The 20,961-nt window shown below is 68.4% G+C and carries 21 protein-coding genes; 15 read left to right on the forward strand and 6 right to left on the reverse strand.

Annotated elements, in window-relative coordinates; genetic code table 11:
* Nucleotides 1–30: 30 nt before the first annotated feature.
* Together qcrC and ctaE are read right to left on the reverse strand one after the other, a co-directional pair.
* Nucleotides 31–831, reverse strand: coding sequence for a cytochrome bc1 complex diheme cytochrome c subunit (qcrC, locus tag ABD648_RS00540; RefSeq protein WP_282216807.1), 801 nt, complete (start codon nucleotides 829–831; stop codon nucleotides 31–33).
* Between the two features lie 20 nt (nucleotides 832–851).
* Nucleotides 852–1,505 (reverse strand): aa3-type cytochrome oxidase subunit III, encoded by a 654-nt coding sequence (ctaE, locus tag ABD648_RS00545; RefSeq protein ID WP_486348110.1) that lies wholly within the window; start codon nucleotides 1,503–1,505, stop codon nucleotides 852–854.
* 192 nt (nucleotides 1,506–1,697) lie between these two features.
* On the opposite strand from ctaE, the gene trpD reads away from it, so the two are divergent.
* Together trpD and ABD648_RS00555 are read left to right on the forward strand one after the other, a co-directional pair.
* Entirely contained in the window at nucleotides 1,698–2,768 is a 1,071-nt protein-coding gene (gene trpD / locus ABD648_RS00550) for an anthranilate phosphoribosyltransferase (RefSeq protein ID WP_282216808.1), read from the forward strand.
* A 2-nt stretch (nucleotides 2,769–2,770) separates the two neighbouring features.
* Nucleotides 2,771–3,757, forward strand: coding sequence for a PHP domain-containing protein (locus ABD648_RS00555; protein WP_282216809.1), 987 nt, complete (start codon nucleotides 2,771–2,773; stop codon nucleotides 3,755–3,757).
* Nucleotides 3,758–3,770: 13 nt separating this feature from the next.
* Here ABD648_RS00555 and ABD648_RS00560 read toward each other — a convergent pair whose 3' ends face one another.
* From ABD648_RS00560 to ABD648_RS00570, 3 genes are all read right to left on the reverse strand, one after another.
* Nucleotides 3,771–4,715, reverse strand: a complete 945-nt coding sequence (locus ABD648_RS00560) for a 5'-3' exonuclease (protein ID WP_282216810.1) — start codon at nucleotides 4,713–4,715, stop codon at nucleotides 3,771–3,773.
* Nucleotides 4,716–4,744: 29 nt separating this feature from the next.
* Nucleotides 4,745–5,413 carry a hypothetical protein gene (locus ABD648_RS00565; RefSeq protein ID WP_282216811.1) on the reverse strand — a complete coding sequence of 223 codons (669 nt, stop codon included), beginning with the start codon at nucleotides 5,411–5,413 and terminating at the stop codon, nucleotides 4,745–4,747.
* A 119-nt stretch (nucleotides 5,414–5,532) separates the two neighbouring features.
* Entirely contained in the window at nucleotides 5,533–6,072 is a 540-nt protein-coding gene (locus tag ABD648_RS00570) for a hypothetical protein (protein WP_282216812.1), read from the reverse strand.
* A gap of 236 nt (nucleotides 6,073–6,308) precedes the next feature.
* Here ABD648_RS00570 and rpsA point away from each other — a divergent pair, with 236 nt between their 5' ends.
* The 10 genes from rpsA to ABD648_RS00620 all read left to right on the forward strand — a co-directional run bounded on the left by rpsA (nucleotide 6,309) and on the right by ABD648_RS00620 (nucleotide 17,233).
* Nucleotides 6,309–7,763, forward strand: coding sequence for a 30S ribosomal protein S1 (gene rpsA / locus ABD648_RS00575; RefSeq protein ID WP_116636854.1), 1,455 nt, complete (start codon nucleotides 6,309–6,311; stop codon nucleotides 7,761–7,763).
* Nucleotides 7,764–7,910: 147 nt separating this feature from the next.
* Nucleotides 7,911–8,762: an ABC transporter ATP-binding protein gene (locus ABD648_RS00580; RefSeq protein ID WP_282216813.1), complete on the forward strand. Its 852-nt coding sequence runs from the start codon at nucleotides 7,911–7,913 to the stop codon at nucleotides 8,760–8,762.
* Entirely contained in the window at nucleotides 8,759–9,805 is a 1,047-nt protein-coding gene (locus ABD648_RS00585) for an aliphatic sulfonate ABC transporter substrate-binding protein (RefSeq protein ID WP_282216814.1), read from the forward strand. Before ABD648_RS00580 ends, ABD648_RS00585 begins: the two co-directional genes overlap by 4 nt.
* Complete coding sequence (locus tag ABD648_RS00590; RefSeq protein WP_425561689.1) at nucleotides 9,802–10,662, forward strand: ABC transporter permease; 861 nt, start codon at nucleotides 9,802–9,804, stop codon at nucleotides 10,660–10,662. The genes ABD648_RS00585 and ABD648_RS00590 overlap by 4 nt, the downstream gene beginning before the upstream one ends.
* Nucleotides 10,653–12,671 (forward strand): acetate--CoA ligase, encoded by a 2,019-nt coding sequence (acs, locus tag ABD648_RS00595; protein ID WP_282216815.1) that lies wholly within the window; start codon nucleotides 10,653–10,655, stop codon nucleotides 12,669–12,671. The genes ABD648_RS00590 and acs overlap by 10 nt, the downstream gene beginning before the upstream one ends.
* A 21-nt stretch (nucleotides 12,672–12,692) precedes the next feature.
* Nucleotides 12,693–13,997: an O-acetylhomoserine aminocarboxypropyltransferase/cysteine synthase family protein gene (locus ABD648_RS00600; RefSeq protein WP_282216816.1), complete on the forward strand. Its 1,305-nt coding sequence runs from the start codon at nucleotides 12,693–12,695 to the stop codon at nucleotides 13,995–13,997.
* A complete protein-coding gene (locus ABD648_RS00605) occupies nucleotides 13,994–14,575 on the forward strand; it encodes a CoA-binding protein (protein WP_282216817.1) in 582 nt (193 codons plus the stop codon). The genes ABD648_RS00600 and ABD648_RS00605 overlap by 4 nt, the downstream gene beginning before the upstream one ends.
* Before the next feature lie 32 nt (nucleotides 14,576–14,607).
* Entirely contained in the window at nucleotides 14,608–15,207 is a 600-nt protein-coding gene (coaE, locus tag ABD648_RS00610) for a dephospho-CoA kinase (protein ID WP_282216818.1), read from the forward strand.
* Nucleotides 15,204–16,415, forward strand: a complete 1,212-nt coding sequence (locus tag ABD648_RS00615; RefSeq protein WP_282216819.1) for an MFS transporter — start codon at nucleotides 15,204–15,206, stop codon at nucleotides 16,413–16,415. Before coaE ends, ABD648_RS00615 begins: the two co-directional genes overlap by 4 nt.
* Before the next feature lie 26 nt (nucleotides 16,416–16,441).
* A complete protein-coding gene (locus ABD648_RS00620; RefSeq protein WP_282216820.1) occupies nucleotides 16,442–17,233 on the forward strand; it encodes a GNAT family N-acetyltransferase in 792 nt (263 codons plus the stop codon).
* On the opposite strand, the gene ABD648_RS00625 is transcribed toward ABD648_RS00620, so the two are convergent.
* Nucleotides 17,206–17,826: a DUF4126 domain-containing protein gene (locus ABD648_RS00625; protein ID WP_282216821.1), complete on the reverse strand. Its 621-nt coding sequence runs from the start codon at nucleotides 17,824–17,826 to the stop codon at nucleotides 17,206–17,208. The two genes, ABD648_RS00620 and ABD648_RS00625, sit on opposite strands and share 28 nt — an antisense overlap.
* Before the next feature lie 132 nt (nucleotides 17,827–17,958).
* Between ABD648_RS00625 and ABD648_RS00630 the strand changes: the two genes are divergently transcribed.
* Genes ABD648_RS00630 through ABD648_RS00640 form a run of 3 tightly spaced genes read left to right on the forward strand, consistent with a single transcriptional unit; the run spans nucleotide 17,959 to nucleotide 20,961 of the window.
* The gene (locus tag ABD648_RS00630; protein WP_282216822.1) at nucleotides 17,959–18,498 is read left to right on the forward strand and encodes a hypothetical protein; all 540 of its coding nucleotides are present in this window, start codon (nucleotides 17,959–17,961) and stop codon (nucleotides 18,496–18,498) included.
* 37 nt (nucleotides 18,499–18,535) lie between these two features.
* The gene (uvrB, locus tag ABD648_RS00635) at nucleotides 18,536–20,608 is read left to right on the forward strand and encodes an excinuclease ABC subunit UvrB (RefSeq protein ID WP_282216823.1); all 2,073 of its coding nucleotides are present in this window, start codon (nucleotides 18,536–18,538) and stop codon (nucleotides 20,606–20,608) included.
* 14 nt (nucleotides 20,609–20,622) lie between these two features.
* Nucleotides 20,623–20,961: a TfoX/Sxy family protein gene (locus tag ABD648_RS00640; RefSeq protein WP_282216824.1), complete on the forward strand. Its 339-nt coding sequence runs from the start codon at nucleotides 20,623–20,625 to the stop codon at nucleotides 20,959–20,961.

Consider the following 20,961-nt stretch of genomic DNA (forward strand, 5'->3'; position numbering starts at 1 on the left):
CCTCGTACGTTCCTCTTCGATGAATAAGCGTCAGTTGGACTTCGCCGTGATCCACACGGTGATGGCGACGAGCGCGCCGATACCGAAGATCCAGACGAACAGTCCCTCGGAGACCGGCCCGAGGTTGCCGAGGGAGAAGCCGCCGACCGGCACGGCCTGCTGCTGGAAGAGCAGGGCCGAGATGATGTCGCGCTTGTCCTCGTCGGACAGGTTCATGTCGCCGAACACGGGCATGTTCTGGGGGCCGGTGACCATGGCTGCGTACATGTGCAGCGCGCTGGTCTCGGTGAGCGCCGGAGCGTACTTGCCCTCGGTGAGAGCACCACCCGCGGCGGAGACGTTGTGGCACATCGCGCAGTTGACGCGGAAGAGCTCGGCGCCGTTGGCGACGTCGCCCTTGCCGTCGAGCGTGTGCTCGCCGGGGTACGTCGGGCCGGGGGCGACCGACTGGATGTACGACGCCATCGCGAGGATCTGGTCCTCGGTGAACTGCGGCTCCTTCTGGGGTGCCTGCGGTCCCTGCATCTGCAGCGGCATGCGACCGGTGGAGAGCTGGAACTCTGCCGCGAGTTCGCCGACGCCGTAGAGGCTCGGTCCGTTCGCGGTGCCCTGCAGGTCGAGACCGTGGCAGGTGGCGCAGTTCGCCGTGAACAGCTTCTCGCCGTCCTCGACGGTCAGCTGGGTCGACGCGGTCGGCGTCTCGGTCGCCGCGAACGCGGCGGACGCACCGGCGTACACAGCGCCGGTGATCATGAGGCCTGCTCCGATGAGCGCGGCCGCCGCCAAAGGGCTGCGACGACCGCCAGAACGGCGCTTCTTCTCTCGTGCCATCTCGGGGATCAGCTCCGCTCTTATTTCAGGAAGTAGATAACGAGGAACAGCACGATCCAGACGACGTCGACGAAGTGCCAGTAGTAGGACACCACGATCGAGGAGGTCGCCTCTTTGTGCCGGAAATTCTTGACGGCGTACGCACGGCCGATCACGAGCAGGAAGGCGACGAGCCCGCCGGTGACGTGCAGGGCGTGGAAGCCTGTGGTCAGGTAGAACGCGGATGCATACGAGTCGGCGTTGATCGGCATGCCCTCAGCGACCAGCTGCGCGTACTCCCACACCTGACCCGAGACGAAGATCGCGCCGAGGGCGAAGGTGAGGAAGAACCACTCGACCATGCCCCAGCCGAACAGCCGACGACGACCGGCGCCGTTCTTCTGGCCCTTGCCGAGCTTGTAGGGCTGCAGGTCCTCGGCCGCGAACACACCCATCTGGCAGGTGAACGAGGAGAGCACGAGGATCGCGGTGTTCACTGCGGCGAAGGGGACGTTCAGCAGCTCGGTACGGTCGGCCCAGAGCTCGGGTGAGGTGCTGCGGAGCGTGAAGTAGATCGCGAAGAGTCCCGCGAAGAACATCACCTCGCTGCCGAGCCACACAATGGTGCCGACAGCTACCGGGTTGGGCCGCTTGATCGTTCTCGCCGCCGGGGCATACGTCGCTGAGGTCGTCACCCTTCCATTATGGCCGATCCTCGGGGGTGATTCTCGCACCAGGGGGCCTCGTTTTGCCCTTCTCCGACTTAGGGGACCCTAAGAAAACACTGCGAATACCCGGTGAATACGCGGGAAACGGCGGATGCTCGCGCGACGGGCGCGCTGCTGGAACCGTCTGCACGTTTTCTCGGCGCCGATAGGATCGCACACATGGCTGATTCCCTGACCTGGTCCGACGTGCTCACCTCTCTGCTGGAGCGCCGCGATCTGACGGTCTGGGAGTCCACGTGGGCGATGCGTCAGATCATGCAGGGGAGCGTCACCGAGGCGCAGCTCGCGGGTTTCCTCATCGCGCTCCGCGCGAAGGGCGAGACGATCGACGAGATCGTCGGCTTCCGCGACGCGATCCTCGAGGCGGCGGTTCCGCTCCCCGTCTCGCCGAACGTGCTCGACATCGTCGGAACGGGCGGTGACCGCGTCGGGACCGTGAATGTCTCGACGACGGCGGCGGTCGTCATCGGCGCGACCGGCATCCCCGTCGTCAAGCACGGCAACCGTGCCGCGAGCTCGGCATCCGGCTCCTCCGACGTCCTCGGGGCGTTGGGACTGGAGCTGTCGCTCGACCCCGCAGCCGTGGCATCCATCCTCGATCGCACCGGGATCACGTTCGCGTGGGCCGGAGCGTTCCACCCCGGCTTCAAGCACGCAGGACCGGTACGCGCCGAGCTCGGCGTGCCCACCGTGTTCAACATGCTCGGCCCGCTGTGCAACCCGGCGCGCGCCGAGGCGAATGCGGTCGGCGTCGCGCAGATCGAACGCGTGCCGCTGATCACGGGCGTCTTCCGGACGCGCGGTGCGACCGCGCTCGTGTTCCGTGGCGATGACGGGCTCGACGAGCTCACCACGACCGGGCACAGCCGCATCTGGGAGGTCACGCGCGGTGACATCCACGAGCACGACCTCGATCCCCGCGATCTCGGCATCCCGATCGCGGAGCTCGCGGACCTGATCGGCGGGTCGCCGCAGCACAACGCCGAGGTGCTCCGGCGCACGCTCGCGGGGGAGACCGGCGCGGTGCGCGACATCGTGCTGCTGAACGCGGCGGCCGGAATCGTGGCGTTCGAGCTCTCGCAGGACGCGACCCAGGTGCAGCGCCCGATCCTCGAGCGGCTCCGCGAAGGCTACGAACGCGCCACTGCGGCTGTGGACGACGGCCGGGCCCTCGCCAAGCTCGACCAGTGGATCGGCGTGAGCCGCGAACTGGCAGCCGCCGGGGTCTGACCGTGGATCCCGTCGACGCGCTGCTCGAGATCGCTTCCCTGCTGGAGCGCGAGCGGGCGTCGCGGTACCGGGCGAAGGCGTTCCGGCAGGCGGCGCAGACTCTGCAGGATCTGCCGGACGACGTCCAGACGGATCCGACGCGGCTGCGTGCGGCCAAGGGCATCGGCGAATCGACCTTCGCGGTCATCCGCCAGGCGCAGTCCGGCCAGGTGCCGGACTACCTCGTCGAGTTGCGCGGCGATGTCGAGCCGGAGCGGAAGTCCGCGCTGCGGGCGAAGCTCCGGGGCGATCTGCATGCGCACACCGACTGGTCGGACGGAACGACGTCCATTCCGGTGATGGCGGTGGCGGCGCGGGCACAGGGCCACGAGTACCAGGCGATCACCGATCATTCCCCGCGTCTGCGCGTGGCGCGAGGTCTGTCGGCCGAGCGCTTGCGCGAGCAGATGCCGCTCGTTCGTGCCGAATCCGGTGAAGGGTTCACGCTGCTCGCCGGGATCGAGGTCGACATCCTCGAGGACGGTGCACTGGACCAGGAGGACGCGCTCCTCGCGGAGCTCGACATCGTGGTCGCCTCGGTGCATTCCAAACTGCGCATGGACCGGCGGCCGATGACGGCGCGGATGATCAAGGCCGTGTCGCACCCGAGGGTCAACGTGCTCGGGCATTGCACCGGCCGCCTCGTGCAAGGTGACCGGGGGACTCGCCCGCAGTCGGAGTTCGACGCGGCCGCGGTGTTCGCCGCCTGCGCGGAGAACGGCGTCGCGGTGGAGATCAACTCCCGGCCGGAGCGGCAGGATCCGCCGGACGAGCTGATCGCGATCGCTCTGGAAGCCGGATGCCTGTTCTCGATCGACTCGGACGCTCACGCTCCTGGGCAGCTGTCGCTGCTCGATCACGGTGCCGAGAGAGCCGAGCGCGCCGGAGTTCCCGCGTCGCGCATCGTCACGACCTGGGGACTCGAGCGCCTGCTCTCCTGGGCGGAGTGAGTCGCGGCTGAGGTCAGCCGGAGGCGAGAGCCGCGTTCGAGACCGCTGCGACGGCGCGCGTCATCGAACCGCCGAGATTCCACTTGTCGGCGAGGGCGGTCGCGGCGTCGGCCTCGGCCGGATCGAGCACGTGCAGCGGGATGCCCGGATCGGTGATGGGCAGGGACTTCGCGACGGCGACGACGGTCGGCGCGACGTCGAGGTACGCGGTCGACGCGAGGATCTTCGCCCGCACGCCGGCGCTCATGCCCTCTCCGGCTTCGGCCGCGGCGCGGATGCCTTCCAGGTCGGCGTGAGCCTGCAGCAGGGTCGCCGCGGTCTTGTCGCCGACCCCGGCGACGCCGGGGAGGCCGTCGGAGGCATCGCCGCGCATCGTGGCGAAGTCCGCGTACTGAGAGGGGAGCACGCCGTACTTGGCGACGACGGTCGCATCGGTGACGATCTCGAGATTGCTCATGCCCTTGGCCGTATAGACGACGCGCACGTCGCGCGCGTCGTCGACCAGCTGGAACAGGTCGCGGTCGCCCGTCACGATGTCGACAGGAATCGCGGAGTTCGTGGCGAGCGTCCCGATGACGTCGTCTGCCTCGTGCTCGGCGACGCCGATGATGGGGATGCCGATGGCGCCGAGCGTCTCGCGGATCAGCGGGATCTGCGCCTCGAGCGGGTCGGGGACCTCTTCGACGTCGGGCCCGGCCGGGACGACCTCGACCACGCGGTGCGCCTTGTAACTGGGGATGAGGTCGACGCGCCACTGCGGGCGCCAGTCGTCGTCCCAGCAGGCGATCACATGCGTGGGCTCGTACAGGGTGACGAGCTTGGCGACGATGTCGAGCAGACCGCGCGCCGCGTTGATGGGGGAGCCGTCCGGCGCCTTCACCTTGTCGGGAACGCCGTAGAAGGCGCGGAAGTAGAGGCTGGCGGTGTCGAGCAGCATGAGGCGGTCGGCGCGAGGCATGGACTCAGAGTAACGACGACCGTCGACGTTCAGCACCCGGGTGCTGCGGGTTGCTCGGCGCAGGTGCGAGCGACGAGGGCGGTGTGGGCCTCGAAGATGCGGATCTGCTGTGTCGGGCCGGCGATGGAGAGTTGCCCCGCGACAGGGAACCAGCCGATGCCCAGGTCGACCTCGGCCGTGTACCGGACCGTGACGCCGGCGTCGTAAGTGCCCCGCTCGCCGTAGATATGGCTCGTGGCGGTCGGAGTGAATGACGCCTGGCCGAGAGACGCCCAGGGCTGACCGCCGGTGGTCGTGGATGCCGTGTCGCCGTCGCCGTAGCGGAAGTCGTAGCCGACCGGCGTGAAGCGCACTGTGAGCGGAATCCCGAAGAGGGCACTGGTTCGGGTATGGGCGGATGCCGCGGCCACGAAGTTCGTCGGCATCCCGGCGACGCCGAGGTTGTCGGGTTCGCCCGTGGTCGCGACGGGATCCGGGGCGAACTGCGCGAGGTCCGTGATCGTGATCGCAGGGATCGCGGGCTCCTCTTCGACGACCGCGGCATCCTGACGTGCGCGGAAGCAGCGGTTGTAGGTGTCCCAGTCAGTGATGCACGAGTTGAAGTCGAACGGCTTGGGTGTGTACCGGGGGCCCTGGTCGTCGTCGTAGATAGGGGAGGTACCGCCGTCAGTGCCGGGAGTCGTCTGCTCCGCGGCCACGGAAAGATCTGCGTTCCCGACGGAGATTGCCGCGCTTCCGAGTGGAGGCTCGTCATCGTCCATGCTGACCGGAACGATGCCCATCGCTGTGACAGCGAGCCAGGCGGACGCCAGAGAAATCAGAGCTCGTCGCATGCAAAGTCCTGGTTCACTATCGCGGAATCGATGAGTAGCTGTGTTTCGTCGTAGATAAAGGTCACGCTGAGGGCATATACATCGGGGCGATCCGGATCGACGTGCGAAGCACCGTCGGCGTCGACAACCGTCACGGCTCGAACATCAAGGCAGACGTCGGCTACAACTACGGTGAAGGGCGAGACGGCCTCCGAACCCTGAAACGAAAGAATCCTGGTGTCGCCGTCGACGATAAGTCCTTCTGCGTGCATGGTCGAGTACGCCTCTCGATCTGCCTTTTCGAACTCGCCGCTCGACAAAGCAAACAGCGGTTCGAACGTCGTTGAATCGCTCGTGTCAACTTCATTGAGTCGCGACGTGAACGCCCGGTACGTCTCCTCCGCCGCGGCGAACGCCTCTTCCTCCGAGGCGAAGGCCGCGGTCGGGGTCGGTGTCGGCTCGGGGGCGGGGGAGCACCCCACGACCAGTGCCGAGGTCAGCGCGAGCGCGATGATCGAGGTCGGAGCATGTCGGTGGTGGATCACCGGGACACGGTAGCCCGTTGGCGCCGCTGGCCGTTCGAGTTATCCACAGGCCGAATGGGCGAAACCGAATCCCACCGGCATCCGGACTTCTGATAACCTGAGTTGTCACTCGTGGCGTGCCTACGCATGCCCTCGTGTCAGCACACCAAAATCCAACCGCTGGGAAGCATGCAGTCGGCCGTGCGCGGCCTTTGTCACCCAGCCTGAGTCTCCATCCAACAAGGACAACCCACTACATGACTACCGCAACGACCGCCCCGGCCACCAAGCAGGTCGCCATCAACGACATCGGATCTGCTGAGGACTTCCTGGCCGCGGTCGAGAAGACCCTGAAGTTCTTCAACGACGGCGACATCATCGAAGGCACGATCGTCAAGATCGACCGCGATGAGGTTCTGCTCGACGTCGGATACAAGACCGAGGGTGTCATCCCCTCGCGCGAGCTCTCCATCAAGCACGACGTCGACCCCAACGAGGTCGTCAAGGTCGGCGACGAGGTCGAGGCTCTTGTTCTCCAGAAGGAGGACAAGGAAGGCCGTCTGATCCTCTCCAAGAAGCGTGCTCAGTACGAGCGTGCCTGGGGAGACGTCGAGAAGATCAAGGAGAACGACGGCGTCGTCACCGGTACGGTCATCGAGGTCGTCAAGGGTGGACTCATCGTCGACATCGGCCTCCGCGGCTTCCTGCCGGCCTCGCTCATCGAGCTGCGCCGCGTCCGCGACCTCACGCCGTACCTCGGCCAGGAGATCGAGGCCAAGATCCTCGAGCTCGACAAGAACCGCAACAACGTCGTCCTCAGCCGCCGTGCGCTGCTCGAGCAGACGCAGTCGGAGTCGCGCACCACGTTCCTGAACAACCTGCACAAGGGTCAGGTCCGCAAGGGTGTCGTCTCGTCGATCGTCAACTTCGGTGCGTTCGTCGACCTGGGTGGCGTGGACGGCCTCGTGCACGTCTCCGAGCTGTCCTGGAAGCACATCGAGCACGCCTCCGAGGTCGTCGAGGTTGGCCAGGAGGTCACCGTCGAGATCCTCGAGGTCGACCTCGACCGCGAGCGCGTCTCCCTGTCGCTGAAGGCGACGCAGGAGGACCCGTGGCAGGTCTTCGCCCGTACCCACGCGATCGGACAGGTCACGCCGGGTAAGGTCACCAAGCTCGTCCCGTTCGGTGCGTTCGTGCGCGTCGCAGACGGCATCGAGGGCCTCGTCCACATCTCCGAGCTCTCCAGCAAGCACGTCGAGCTGGCCGAGCAGGTCGTGTCGGTCGGCGAAGAGGTCTTCGTCAAGGTCATCGACATCGACCTCGAGCGTCGCCGCATCTCGCTGTCGCTGAAGCAGGCCAACGAGTCGGTCGACCCCAACGGCACCGAGTTCGACCCGGCCCTGTACGGCATGCTCGCCGAGTACGACGAGAACGGCGAGTACAAGTACCCGGAGGGCTTCGACGCCGAGACCGGCGCCTGGAAGGAAGGCTTCGACACCCAGCGCGAGGCATGGGAGCAGGAGTACGCTGCAGCCCAGGCTCGCTGGGAGGCCCACAAGGCTCAGGTCACCAAGGCCGCAGAGGCCGAGGCAGAGGCCGGCGCCGACTTCGGCGGCCAGGTCTTCTCGAGCGAAGCCACCGGTGCAGGCACCCTGGCCGACGACGAGGCACTCGCGGCTCTCCGCGAGAAGCTGTCGGGCGGCAACGCGTAAGCATCACGCTCTGAAACGGGCCGTCACCTCACCCTCGGGTGGGCGTGGCGGCCCGTTTCGCGTGTCCGGAACACGCGTGATTCCCTGCGTGACGGAACATTACGGCGGCATTCGTAACAATTGCCCCGCTCGGCCAGCATGGGGACCATGACTGCCCTCCTGCCTGCGTCGCGCGCTGCCGACGCCCCGAGATCGGCGGGCCTGGCACAGGCCGTGCGACTCGAGGGCATCGAGCGGGCGTTCCCGCTGCCGCAGGGACGCCGCGAGGTCCTCCGCAGCGTCGACCTCGATGTCGCCGCTGGTGAGATCGTCGCCGTCGTCGGTCCGTCCGGATGCGGCAAGTCGACCCTCCTCCGTCTTGTCGGCGGACTGGACACCCCGACCAGCGGCAGCATCCGCCTCGACGGCACCGGCGTCGCCGACGTCGATGAGCGCACCGCGATCGCCTTCCAGGAGCCGCGACTGCTGCCCTGGCGCACCCTGGCGCAGAACGTCGAACTCGGTCTCCCTCGCGGCACCGCTCGCCGACCGGGGCGCGAGCGCGTGCGTGAGCTGCTGCATCTCGTCGGTCTCGAGCACGCGGCGGATCAGCGTCCTCGCGAGGTCTCCGGCGGTATGGCGCAGCGCGCCTCGCTCGCCAGGGCCCTGGCGCGCAACCCCGGGGTGCTCCTCCTCGACGAGCCGTTCGGCGCCCTCGACGCGCTCACTCGTCTTCGCATGCACGACCTGCTGCTGAAGATCCACGCCGCCGAGCCCACCACGATCCTCCTCGTCACCCACGATGTCGAAGAGGCCCTCTATCTCGCCGATCGCGTGCTGCTGCTGCGCACGCTGACCGGAGACACCGGCGATGCCGCGCCCTCGATCGCCCGAACGGTCGCCGTGCCCGGCATCCGCCCCCGAGACCGCGCCGATCGCGGCCTCGCCGACCTGCGCGCCGAGCTCCTCGAAGGACTCGGCGTCGACACCCACCACCGCATCACCGAGGAGACCCGATGAGCACCATCACCCGCCGAATCATCCCCGCGATCGCCATCGCCGGGACGATGATGCTCGTCGCGACCGGCTGCGTCGCCGGCGAGAACGCCAAGGCCGATGCGCCTGAGAAGGACAGCACCGCGGAAGCAACGGAGTGGTCGGCCGACACGCTGTCCATCGACTTCGCCACATACAACCCACTCAGCCTCGTCATCAAGGACCAGGGCATCCTTGAGGACATCCTCGGCGACGACGTCGAGGTCGAGTGGATCCAGTCCGCCGGCTCCAACAAGGCCAACGAGCTGCTGCGCTCGGGTTCGGTCGACGTCGGCTCCACCGCGGGTTCCGCCGCGCTCCTCGCCCGTGCCAACGGCTCGCCGATCCAGGTCATCGACATCTTCTCGCAGCCCGAGTGGTCGGCGATCGTCGTCGGCCCTGACAGCGACATCACCTCCGTGGAGGACCTCAAGGGCAAGTCGGTCGCCGCGACCAAGGGCACCGACCCCTACTTCTTCCTCCTCCAGGCGCTCGAGGAGGGCGGCCTCTCGCTCTCCGACGTCGAAGTGCAGAACCTGCAGCACGCCGACGGTCGCGCCGCCCTCGACGGCGGATCTGTCGCCGCCTGGGCAGGGCTCGACCCGATCATGGCCGCAGCGGAGGCGGAATCGGGCGACAAGCTCATCTACCGCAACGTCGACTTCAACACGTACGGCTTCCTGAACGCCACCGAGGACTTCATCACGAACCACCCCGACCTGGCGCAGGCCGTCGTCGACGCCTACGAGAAGGCGCGCGAGTGGGCGCTCGAGAACCCCGAGGAGACGGCGGCGCTGCTCGCCGAGGTCGCCGGCATCGACATCGACGTGGCGACCACGGTCATCGAGGAGCGTTCGAACCTCGACGTCAGCGGCGTCCCCGGTGACGACCAGATCAAGGTTCTCGAGAAGATCGCTCCGGTCCTCGTCGAATCGGGCGATGTGCAGGGCGGCAAGGACTCCGTCGACAAGGCGCTCTCATCGATCGTGAACTCGACGTTCGCCGAGAAGGCGGTCGGCGGCGAGTGACCGCTCCCGACCAGCGGGTCATCGTCCCTGCGGATTCGAGAGAGGCTCTCGACGTCGCGAAGGGGGTGCGACGGCGCCCGGATGCCGGTGCGCGCCGCTCCTGGGACCGCTCGGCCGTGCGCATCCTCGCCGGACTCGTGCTGCCCGCCATCATCCTGGTCGCCTGGCAGGTCGTCACGACATCCGGGCTCATCGAGCCGTACCGCCTCCCTGCGCCGGCGTCGGTCTTCCTCGCGGGCGTCGAGCTGGCTGAGACCGGCCAGCTCTGGACACACATCGCGATCTCGGTGCAGCGTGTTCTACTCGGCTTCGCGATCGGGTCCGTGATCGGCCTCGCCGTCGCAGGTCTGGTCGGACTGTCACGGCTGGGCGACGTGCTCCTCAGCCCGACGCTCGCTGCACTGCGAGCCGTACCGTCTCTCGCCTGGGTGCCTCTTCTCATCCTGTGGATGCAGATCGGTGAGGAATCCAAGGTCACGCTCATCGCTATCGGAGCCTTCTTCCCGGTGTACACGACCGTCGCCTCGGCGCTGCGCCACGTCGACCCGCACCTCGTCGAGGCCGGACGATCGTTCAGCCTGCACGGCTGGTCGCTGTTCCGGACCGTGCAGCTGCCCGCCGTCGTGCCCTCGGTCGTCTCCGGCCTGCGCCTCGCGCTCGCCCAGGCCTGGCTCTTCCTCGTCGCGGCGGAGCTGATCGCCTCGTCGATGGGGCTCGGCTTCCTGCTGACCGACTCGCAGAGCACCGGCCGTGTCGACCGCATCCTGCTCTCCATCGTGCTGCTGGCTCTGCTCGGAACCATCACGAACGGCATCCTCGCGCTGCTGGAGAAGTACCTGCTCAGAAGATGGACGTGACCGTGACAGAAGCCCGACTCCAGGAGTCGCGTGTCTATGCGCCTCCTGCCGGCTTCGACGAGCAGGCGAACATCGGCGTCGAGGCGTACGAGCGCGCCACCGCCGACCCGATCGCGTTCTGGGAGGATGCCGCGCGACGGCTCGATTGGTTCGAGCCGTGGCACACCGCGCACGAGTGGGAGCCGCCGACCGATGGAGCGATCCCCGCGGCGCGCTGGTTCCTCGGCGGCACGCTCAACGTCGCGTACAACTGCGTCGACCGGCACGTCGCCGCGGGCCGCGGAGACAAGGTCGCCCTCCACTTCGAGGGCGAGCCCGGCGATCGCGCCTCGGTCACCTACGCGGATCTGCAGCGCCGCGTGTCCCAGGCGGCGAACGCGCTCCTCGCACTCGGCATCCGCCCCGGCGATCGCGTGGTCATCTACCTCCCGGTGCTCGTCGAGACCGTGGTGGTCACGCTCGCCTGCGCGCGCATCGGCGCCGTGCACTCGCTTGTCTTCGGCGGGTTCTCGGCCGAGGCCGTGCGCTTCCGGCTGGAGGACACCGGGGCCAAGCTGCTCGTCACGAGCGACGGACAGTTCCGCCGGGGCACGGCCACCGAGGTGAAGTCGACCGCCGACATCGCCGCGGCCGACCTGCCCGACCTCGAGCACGTCCTCGTGCTGCGCCGGACCGGCCAGGACGTCCCCTGGACCGAGGGGCGGGACGTCTGGTGGCACGACGTCGTCGACACGGCCTCCACCGAGCACCAGGCGCAGCCGTTCGCCGCCGAGCATCCGCTCTTCATCATCTACACCTCCGGGACGACCGGGAAGCCGAAGGGACTCGTCCACACCTCGGGCGGCTACCTGACGCACGCGAGCTGGGCGCACTGGGCGCACTTCGACGCGAAGCCCGACGACGTGCACTGGTGCACGGCCGACCTCGCGTGGGTGACCGCGCACACCTACGAGATCTACGGTCCGCTCTCGAACGGCCTCACCCAGGTCATCTACGAGGGAACGCCCGATGCGCCGCACCGGGAGCGCCACCTCGAGATCATCGAGCGCTACGGCGTCACCGTCTACTACACCGCGCCGACGCTGATCCGCACCTTCATGACCTGGTTCGGCGCCGACCTGCCGACCGGGCACGACCTCTCCACGTTGCGCCTGCTGGGAACCGTCGGCGAGGCCATCAACCCCGAGGCGTGGGTGTGGTTCCGCCGGAACTTCGGCCGCGACGAGCTGCCGATCGTCGACACGTGGTGGCAGTCCGAGACGGGTGCGGCGATGATCGCTCCGCTGCCGGGGGTCACGAGCCTCAAGCCGGGCTCGGCGACCGTTCCGCTGCCGGGCATCGACGTCGCCGTGGTCGACGAGCAGGGACGCGAGGTCGCTCCTGGGCGGTCGGGCACGCTGGTCGTGCGGCGGCCCTGGCCGGGGATGGCGCGCACGGTGTGGGGGAATCCGCAGCGGTACCGTGACGCCTACTGGTCGGCGTACGCCGGACACGGCGAGTTCGGCGGTTACTACGTCGCCGGCGATGGAGCCACCCGCGACGTCGACGGATACATCTGGATCCTCGGACGCCTCGACGACGTGGTCAACGTCTCGGGGCACCGGCTCTCGACCATCGAGATCGAATCCGCGCTCGTCGCCCACGACACGGTCGGCGAGGCGGGCTCCGCCGGAGTCGCCGATCCGGTCACCGGCCAGGCCGTCGTCGCGTTCGTGACGCCGTCGGGTCGCGCCGAGGTGACGCCGTCCGATCTCCGCGCCCAGGTCGCGCAGGCCATCGGACCCGTCGCCAAGCCGAAGCACGTCGTAGTGGTCCCCGACCTCCCCAAGACGCGTTCGGGCAAGATCATGCGCCGACTGCTGGCACAGTTGTGGGAGGCCGAGCAGGATCGCCGCGCCGGCCGCGAACCGCAGGCGCTCGGCGACACCACTTCGCTGCAGAACCCCTGGGCCGTCGACGACATCGCCGACGTGCTCGCTGCCGCCGAACTCACCCCACGGTCTCACTGACCACCCCGAACTGAGGACAGCATGACGGAAGAACACCGCTTCGGATTCCGAACCAGGGCCCTCCACGCGGGCGGGACCCCCGACGCGTCGACCGGCGCCCGCGCCGTGCCGATCTACCAGACGACCTCGTTCGTCTTCGACGACGCCGCGGATGCCGGGAACCTGTTCGCCCTGCAGAAGTACGGCAACATCTACTCGCGCATCGGCAACCCGACGGTCGCTGCCCTGGAGGAGCGCCTGGCCTCGCTCGAGGGCGGCATCGGCGCGGTCGCGACGGCATCCGGGATGAGCGCGGAGTTCATCACCTTCGCCGCACTCGTCGGCGCAGGGGACCACGTGGTCGCTGCCGCGCAGCTCTACGGCGGCACGGTGACGCAGCTCGACGTGACTCTTCGGCGCTTCGGCGTCGAGACCACCTTCGTCGCTTCGACCGATCCCGCCGACTACGCCGCCGCGATCCGGCCGGAGACCAAGGTCGTGTACGTCGAGATGATCGGCAACCCCTCGGGGGAGATCGCCGACATCGAAGGACTGGCCGCCGTCGCGCATGAGGCGGGAGTGCCTCTCGTCGTGGATGCGACGCTGGCGACGCCGTACCTGGCTCGTCCACTCGAGCACGGTGCCGACATCGTGATCCATTCGGTGACGAAGTTCCTCGGCGGTCACGGCACGACCCTCGGCGGCGTGGTGATCGAGAAGGGCACGTTCGACTGGGGCAACGGCAAGTTCCCGCAGATGACCGAGCCCGTCGAGTCCTACGGCGGCATCAAGTGGTGGGACAACTTCGGCGAGTACGGCTTCCTGACCAAGCTGCGCTCCGAGCAGCTGCGCGACATCGGCCCGGCGCTGAGCCCGCAGTCCGCGTTCAACCTGCTCCAGGGCGTCGAGACGCTGCCGCAGCGGATCGACGCGCACCTCGCGAACGCGCGCGTCGTGGCTGACTGGCTCGCGTCCGACCCGCGGGTCGCGTATGTCACGTGGGCCGGACTCGAGGGACATCCGCACCACGAGCGCGCCGCGAAGTACCTCCCGCTCGGGCCCGGCTCGGTCTTCGCGTTCGGCGTCGCCGCGGAGGACGGCCGTGCGGCGGGGGAGACGCTGATCGAGAACCTGCAGCTCGCCTCGCACCTCGCGAACATCGGGGATGCGCGTACGCTCGTGATCCACCCCGCATCCACGACCCACCGCCAGCTCACCGAGGAGCAGCTCGTGGCTGCAGGCGTGCGGCCCGACCTCATCCGCATCTCGGTGGGACTCGAGGACGCGGACGACATCATCTGGGACCTCGATCAGGCCCTCACGACGGCGACGGGACAGAACCGATGAGCGCGACGAACACTCCGGCGGATGCCTGCGTCGTTCCGGCCGTGACGGATGCCGCCGCGTGCGCGCTGCCCGGTGTCACGCCTGCCGTGGCGGGGCGGACGTGGGTCGGACCGAATCAGCAGGAGCGGTTCGCACTGCTCCGCCGGGCGAAGTCCGTGGCGATCGTCGGCGCGTCGAACAACCCGGCGCGCGCGTCGTTCTTCGTCGCGACGTACCTGCTGTCGAGCACCGCCTACGACGTGTACCTCGTGAACCCGCGCGAGACCGAGATCCTCGGTCAGCCCGTGTACGCCTCCCTCGCCGACCTCCCCGTCGTGCCCGACGTCGTCGACGTGTTCCGTCGCCACGACGATCTCCCGGGCGTCGCGCAGGAGGCGATCGACGTCGGCGCGAAGGCGCTCTGGCTGCAGCTCGGCTCGTGGAATGAGGAGGCCGCCGCCCGTGCGGAAGAGGCAGGGCTCTCGGTCGTCATGGATCGCTGCATCAAGATCGAGCATGCGCGATTCCACGGCGGGCTCCACCTGGCGGGCTTCGACACCGGAGTGATCAGCTCCCGTCGCCAGCTCCTGTCGCGGTGAGGTCGGAAGCCTCCGAACTCTAGACTGGCCGCATGCCTCTCATCGCACTCACCGGCGGCATCGCGTCCGGGAAGTCGACCATCGCGCGACGCCTGGCGGAGCGCGGAGCGATCATCGTCGACGCCGATCAGATCGTGCGCGACGTGCAGTCTCCCGGTTCGCCGGTGCTGGCACGCATCGCGGAGGCCTTCGGCCCCGAGGTCATCACCTCGGAGGGCGCCCTCGATCGGGCAGCGCTCGGCGCCAGGGCGTTCGGCGACCCCGAGCTCCTGAAGCAGCTGAACGCCATCGTCCACCCCGCGGTGCGGGAGGAGTCGCAGCGGCGGTTCGAGGAGGCCTTCGCCGACGACGCGCAGGCCGTGGTCGTGTACGACGTCCCGCTGCTCGTCGAGGCCAGGGTCGATGATCCGTGGGACCTGATCGTCGTCGCCCATGCGCCGGCATCCGTACGACGGGATCGACTGGTCGAGCTGCGAGGTATGGACGAGAAGGCTGCCCAGGAGCGGATCGACGCGCAGGTCTCCGATGAGAAGCGCCTGGCGATCGCCGATGTCGTGATCGACACGGCGGGCGATATCGCGGAGACGCACGCGCAGACCGACGCCCTCTGGGAGCGGATCCGGGGGCAGTGACCTTCTCCGGCCACGCGCCAGGATCCCGCGAGTACCGGCGCCTCATCATCGGCCTGTTCTTCGCCGGGATCGCGACCTTCGCGCAGTTGTACTCGGCGCAGGCCGTGCTTCCGCAGATCTCGGCGGACCTCGCTGTCAGTCCCGCGACGGCGGCGCTCAGCGTGTCGGCCGCGACGCTCGGTCTGGCCCTGGCCGTCATCCCGTGGTCGACGGTCGCCGATCGCATCGGGCGGGTGCCGGCCATGGCGACGGGTGTGCTCACCGCGACCCTGTTCGGTCTCGTGGCCCCGCTGAGCGGCGAGATCACCGTGCTCCTCGCGTTGCGGTTCGCGGAGGGCGTCGCGCTCGGGGCGGTCCCGGCTGTCGCCCTCGCCTACCTCAGCGAGGAGGTCGAGGGGCGCCACGCCGCCACGGCGGCGGGGAGCTATATCGCCGGCACGACCGTCGGCGGTCTGCTCGGGCGCATCGTGTCCGGCATCGTGGGAGAGTTCGGCGGGTGGCAGGCCGGCGTCCTGAGCGTCGCAGTGCTGTGCGCGGCGGCCGCTGTGCTCTTCCTCTGGCTCACACCCCGCGCAAGGGGATTCGTGCCGGGGCGCCTGCGAGACGTCCGCGGCCCCGGCATCCGGGAGCGGCTGCGCGCGCCGCTGCGCTCCACCCTGCAGTGGGCGCTGTACGCACAGGGCTTCCTGCTGATGGGCGCCTTCGTCGCGGTCTACAACTATCTGGGGTTCCATCTCTCGGCGGAGCCGTTCGACCTTCCCTCGTGGCTGGTGACCCTGCTCTTCCTCGCGTATCTCTCCGGCACCGTGTCGTCGCCGTGGGCGGGCGCCCTCGCATCCCGGGTCGGTCGCTTCCCGGTGCTGCTCGTATCGATCGGCGTCATGGCGGCAGGCGCGGGTCTGCTGCTCGTCCCCGTCGCGGCCGTGGTGCTCGGGGGACTCCTGCTGTTCACTGCCGGCTTCTTCGGCGCACACGCCGTGGCCTCGGGATGGACGCCGGTCGCTGCGGATCCGGCGAGCAGGGCGCAGGCCTCGTCGCTCTACTACTTCGCGTACTACGCGGGTTCCAGCCTCTTCGGCTGGCTGCTCGGCCTCGTCTTCGGTGCGGCGAGCTGGAGCTGGTTCGTGGCGGCCGTCGTGGCGATGTGCGCCGCTGCCGCCCTCGCCGCCTGGTCGGCCCTGCGAGGAGTCCCGACCGGTCGAGGATGACGTTCAGGCTCTGGGAGGATCGTCCCATGCAGCAGGAATATCTCGAGGCCTACGACAGCGAGCTGCGCACCGGCGCGGAGATCACGAACGCCCTCCAGGTGACTCAGCACGGTCCCCTGCATCTCGCGACCCTGCCCGGCGGTCAGGGGTTCATCACCTACGCGGATCTCGGGGGAGCGGATGCCGACGGCATCGCCGCCCTGGTGGACGCGTCCGTCACGCACTTCCTCGGGCTGGGCGGTATCGCCGCGGTCGAGTGGAAGACGCGTGGGCACGACCGTGCTCCCGGGTTGCACGACAACCTCGTCGGCCGGGGCTTCGTGCCAGAGGATCCGGAATCGATCATGATCGGCGAGGCTCGTCTGCTCGCGCAGGCCGTCGAGATCCCCGCGAGCGTGGAGATCCGGCGCGCACGGACCGACGCGGACGTGCTCGCCGCCGGCGAGATGCAGGGGCAGGTGTTCGCCGACGCGGATTGGCGTGCGCGTGCGGAGGCGCTCATCGCCCGTCTGCGGGCGGACGACGCGGTCGAACTGTGGATCGCGGTGTCGGAGGGCGCGGTGGTGAGCGCCGGTCGGCTGGAGCCCGTCGCCGGAACGGCCTTCGCCGGCCTCTGGGGTGGTGCCACGCGGCCCGAATGGCGCGGCCGGAGCATCTACCGAGCGCTCACGGCGGCGCGGGCACGGTCGGCTCTGGATCGTGGGTTCCGTTACCTGCAGTCGGACTCGACCGAGTTCTCCCGTCCGATCCTCGAGCGGTCGGGGCTCGTGAAGGTCTCGACGACGACTCCCTACGTCTGGACGCGGCCCTCGGACTGACCCGAGCCCTTCTGCCTGCGCCGTCGTGCCGCTCGCCGCAGCACCACGATCGCCGTGACGATCAGTCCGACGAGAAGGATGCCGGCGATCACCGGCACGATGATCGCCGCGGCCGCGAGGGCGAAGGATGTGCCGTCCTCGACCGTGCTCAGCACAGGGGCCGCGAGTCCTCCGGTCGTGGCGTTCGCGGCGAGGCGAGCCGTCGCCTTGAGCACGTGCACGGCGAGCGCGATCACGATGCCGGCTGCGACGGGAACCCAGGTGTTGTCCGCGAAGAACGATGCCGGATCGTCGACGGCGATCGTCTGAGCGCCCGCGCCCGCCCCGAACGCGATTCCGCCTGCCGCCGGACGGATGATGCTCTGGATGACGTCGTTGATCGAATCCAGAGCCGGGATCTTGTCGGCCACGATCTCGAACACGAGGAGCGCGCCGATCACCCAGAGCGCCACGTCGCTGGACAGCCAGGACCAGCCGGCCGGGAGTGCCATCGCAGGGAGCAGCCGGTCCGCGAGGCCGAGCAGGAACAGCGGCATCCACGCGTTCAGGCCCGCAGCGGCGGCGAGGCTGGAGCCGATGATGAACTCGATCACGCGCCCCACTCTAGGGCCGGAGACCCCGCTCCCATCCAGCTCGGAGGGTGGCGTTGATATTCTGATATGAGGCGTGGGGACGCCCAGGGGAGCGTCTGCTGGGGATGGATTTTCTGCGCCGGGAAGCAGAACATGACTGACGACAAGCCCGGGATCTCTCGTCGCACGATGGTCAGGGGTGCGGCCTGGTCGCTGCCGGTGATCGCTGTCGCCACTGCGGTCCCGCTCGCGGCGGCGAGCACCGGCGGCACGGTCAACAGCGAGGCTAACTACTACTGGGATGCCGAGGCGCAGGGCGCGTTCACGACCCTGGTCGCGGCGCAGGACGGGCTGCGGGCGACCTTCAGCACGCAGATCAGTTATCGCGCCACCCCCTGGGTGAACCCGCCGGCTGGCGCGTCGCTCGTCGTCGTGGTCGTCTTCGATTCGCCGGTCACGATCGACGCGGGTTCGTCGATCGGCGGCTGGTCCGCCACGCCGGGTCTCGGAAGCACCGCGAGCTCGTTCACGTTCGTCGCCACGCCTTCCGGGTTCGGCGGAGCGCTCACGTTCAACGTGGTCGGATCCGTGCCAGGACCGCTCACGTCGACGGCGACGATGAGCCTCCTCAACGGCGGAACGACGACGTGGGCGCAGGAATCGTCGGCGGAGACGGCCACGCTCATCTCCTGACGGCCTCGATGTCGGAGGGGCGGCATACGCTGGAGACATGCAAACCACGCGTAGCGTCCGCCCCTTCGAGGTCATCAGCGAGTATGCGCCCGCCGGTGACCAGCCGCAGGCCATCGCCGACCTCGCTGGACGCATCAACGCAGGCGAGACCGACGTGGTGCTGCTCGGCGCGACCGGTACGGGAAAGTCCGCGACGACGGCCTGGCTGGTCGAGCAAGTGCAGCGCCCCACGCTCGTGCTCGCGCACAACAAGACCCTCGCGGCGCAGCTCGCGAACGAGTTCCGCGAGCTCATGCCGAACAACGCGGTCGAGTACTTCGTCTCGTACTACGACTACTACCAGCCTGAGGCCTACGTGCCGCAGACCGACACCTTCATCGAGAAGGACTCGTCGATCAACGCCGAGGTCGAGAGGTTGCGGCACTCGACGACGCAGTCTCTGCTCAGCAGGCGAGACGTCATCGTCGTGTCGACCGTGTCGTGCATCTACGGCCTCGGCGCGCCGGAGGAATATCTCCGCGCGATGGTCGCCCTGCAGGTCGGCGAGCGATACGACCGCGACGCGCTCATCCGTCAGTTCATCGCGATGCAGTACAACCGCAACGACGTGGACTTCTCGCGCGGAAACTTCCGCGTGCGCGGCGACACGATCGAGATCATCCCGGTCTACGAAGAGCATGCGATCCGCATCGAGCTCTTCGGCGACGAGATCGAGGGACTGTACTCGCTGCATCCGCTGACCGGAGAGGTGATCGAGAAGCTCGACTCCGTGCCGATCTTCCCGGCCTCGCACTACGTCGCCGGCACCGACGTGATCCAGCGCTCCATCGGCACGATCGAGCACGAGCTCGAGGAGCGACTCGCGGAGTTCGAGCGCCAGGGCAAGCTGCTCGAAGCTCAGCGGCTGCGGATGCGCACCTCGTTCGACCTCGAGATGATGCAGCAGCTCGGCTTCTGCTCAGGCATCGAGAACTACTCGCGGCACATGGACGGCCGCATGCCCGGGGAGCCGCCGCACACGCTGCTCGACTTCTTCCCCGACGACTTCCTCCTGGTGATCGACGAGTCGCACGTGACCGTGCCCCAGATCGGTGCGATGTACGAGGGCGACGCCTCGCGCAAGCGCACGCTCGTCGACCACGGGTTCCGTCTGCCGAGCGCGATGGACAACCGTCCGCTGCGCTGGGATGAGTTCAAGAACCGCATCGGTCAGACCGTCTACCTCTCGGCGACCCCGGGCAAGTACGAGATGGGTATCGCCGACGGCATCGTCGAGCAGATCATCCGACCGACCGGTCTGGTCGACCCGCACATCGTCGTGAAGCCGTCGAAGGGCCAGATCGACGATCTGCTCGAGGAGATCCGCCTGCGTGTCGAACGCGACGAACGCGTGCTGGTCACGACGCTCACCAAGAAAATGTCCGAAGAGCTCACCGACTTCCTCGGCGAGCACGGCGTCCGGGTGCGGTACCTGCACTCCGACGTCGACACCCTGCGCCGTGTGGAGCTGCTCAGCGAGCTGCGGGCCGGCGTTTACGACGTGCTGGTCGGCATCAACCTACTGAGAGAGGGACTCGACCTCCCCGAGGTCTCCCTCGTCGCGATCCTCGACGCCGACAAGGAGGGGTTCCTGCGATCGGGAACCTCCCTGATCCAGACGATCGGACGAGCGGCACGTAACGTGTCCGGCGAAGTTCACATGTACGCCGACAAGATCACCGATTCGATGGCCAAGGCGATCGAGGAGACCGATCGGCGTCGCGAGAAGCAGGTCGCCTACAACCTCGAGCACGGCATCGATCCGACACCGCTGCGCAAGCGCATCGCCGACATCACCGAGGTGCTGGCGCGCGAGGGCGCCGACACGGCCGACATGCTCTCGGGACGCGGGCGTCAGTCGGGGAAGGGCAAGTCTCCGACGCCGAACCTCCGGCGCACCGGCATCGCGGCCGAGGGGGCGCAGCAGCTCGAGGCGACGATCCAGGATCTGTCGAACCAGATGCTCGCCGCCGCCGCGGAGCTCAAGTTCGAGCTCGCCGGCCGCTTGCGCGACGAGGTGCAGGATCTCAAGAAAGAGCTCCGAGCGATGGAGCGAGCCGGGCACGCGTGACCGGAGGCTGATGGATGGACGCTGCAGGGGAAGAGCTCGCCGACCGGGTCAGAGCGCTGCTTCACGTCGGAGGCGACGTCGAGGAGAAGCGGATGTTCGGCACTCGGGCTTTCCTGCTCGACGGGCGCATCCTCGTGGGCGCGCGGAAGAACGGCGTCCTTCTGGTGCGGGTCGACGAGGAGAGCGGAGCCGCGCTCCTCACCCGGCCCGGCGTCGCCGTCGCCGTGATGGGAGCGAAGACCATGGGCAACAGCTGGCTCGACGTGTCACCGGGTGTGCTGGCCGACGATGACGACCTCATGTTCTGGCTCGACGCCGCACGCGAGGCGAACGGAGCCTCGAGGCGCGAGTGA

The sequence above is a fragment of the Microbacterium luteolum genome (assembly GCF_039533965.1).
Taxonomy (GTDB): Bacteria; Actinomycetota; Actinomycetes; order Actinomycetales; family Microbacteriaceae; genus Microbacterium; species Microbacterium luteolum.

Coding starts and splice junctions, on each gene's coding strand:
- qcrC (WP_282216807.1), bottom strand. CDS start 831: ATGGCACGAGAGAAGAAGCGCCGTTCTGGCGGTCGTCGCAGCCCTTTG.
- trpD (WP_282216808.1), top strand. CDS start 1,698: ATGGCTGATTCCCTGACCTGGTCCGACGTGCTCACCTCTCTGCTGGAG.
- ABD648_RS00560 (WP_282216810.1), bottom strand. CDS start 4,715: ATGCCTCGCGCCGACCGCCTCATGCTGCTCGACACCGCCAGCCTCTAC.
- rpsA (WP_116636854.1), top strand. CDS start 6,309: ATGACTACCGCAACGACCGCCCCGGCCACCAAGCAGGTCGCCATCAAC.
- ABD648_RS00580 (WP_282216813.1), top strand. CDS start 7,911: ATGACTGCCCTCCTGCCTGCGTCGCGCGCTGCCGACGCCCCGAGATCG.
- ABD648_RS00585 (WP_282216814.1), top strand. CDS start 8,759: ATGAGCACCATCACCCGCCGAATCATCCCCGCGATCGCCATCGCCGGG.
- acs (WP_282216815.1), top strand. CDS start 10,653: ATGGACGTGACCGTGACAGAAGCCCGACTCCAGGAGTCGCGTGTCTAT.
- ABD648_RS00600 (WP_282216816.1), top strand. CDS start 12,693: ATGACGGAAGAACACCGCTTCGGATTCCGAACCAGGGCCCTCCACGCG.
- ABD648_RS00605 (WP_282216817.1), top strand. CDS start 13,994: ATGAGCGCGACGAACACTCCGGCGGATGCCTGCGTCGTTCCGGCCGTG.
- coaE (WP_282216818.1), top strand. CDS start 14,608: ATGCCTCTCATCGCACTCACCGGCGGCATCGCGTCCGGGAAGTCGACC.
- ABD648_RS00620 (WP_282216820.1), top strand. CDS start 16,442: ATGCAGCAGGAATATCTCGAGGCCTACGACAGCGAGCTGCGCACCGGC.
- ABD648_RS00630 (WP_282216822.1), top strand. CDS start 17,959: ATGACTGACGACAAGCCCGGGATCTCTCGTCGCACGATGGTCAGGGGT.
- uvrB (WP_282216823.1), top strand. CDS start 18,536: ATGCAAACCACGCGTAGCGTCCGCCCCTTCGAGGTCATCAGCGAGTAT.
- ABD648_RS00640 (WP_282216824.1), top strand. CDS start 20,623: ATGGACGCTGCAGGGGAAGAGCTCGCCGACCGGGTCAGAGCGCTGCTT.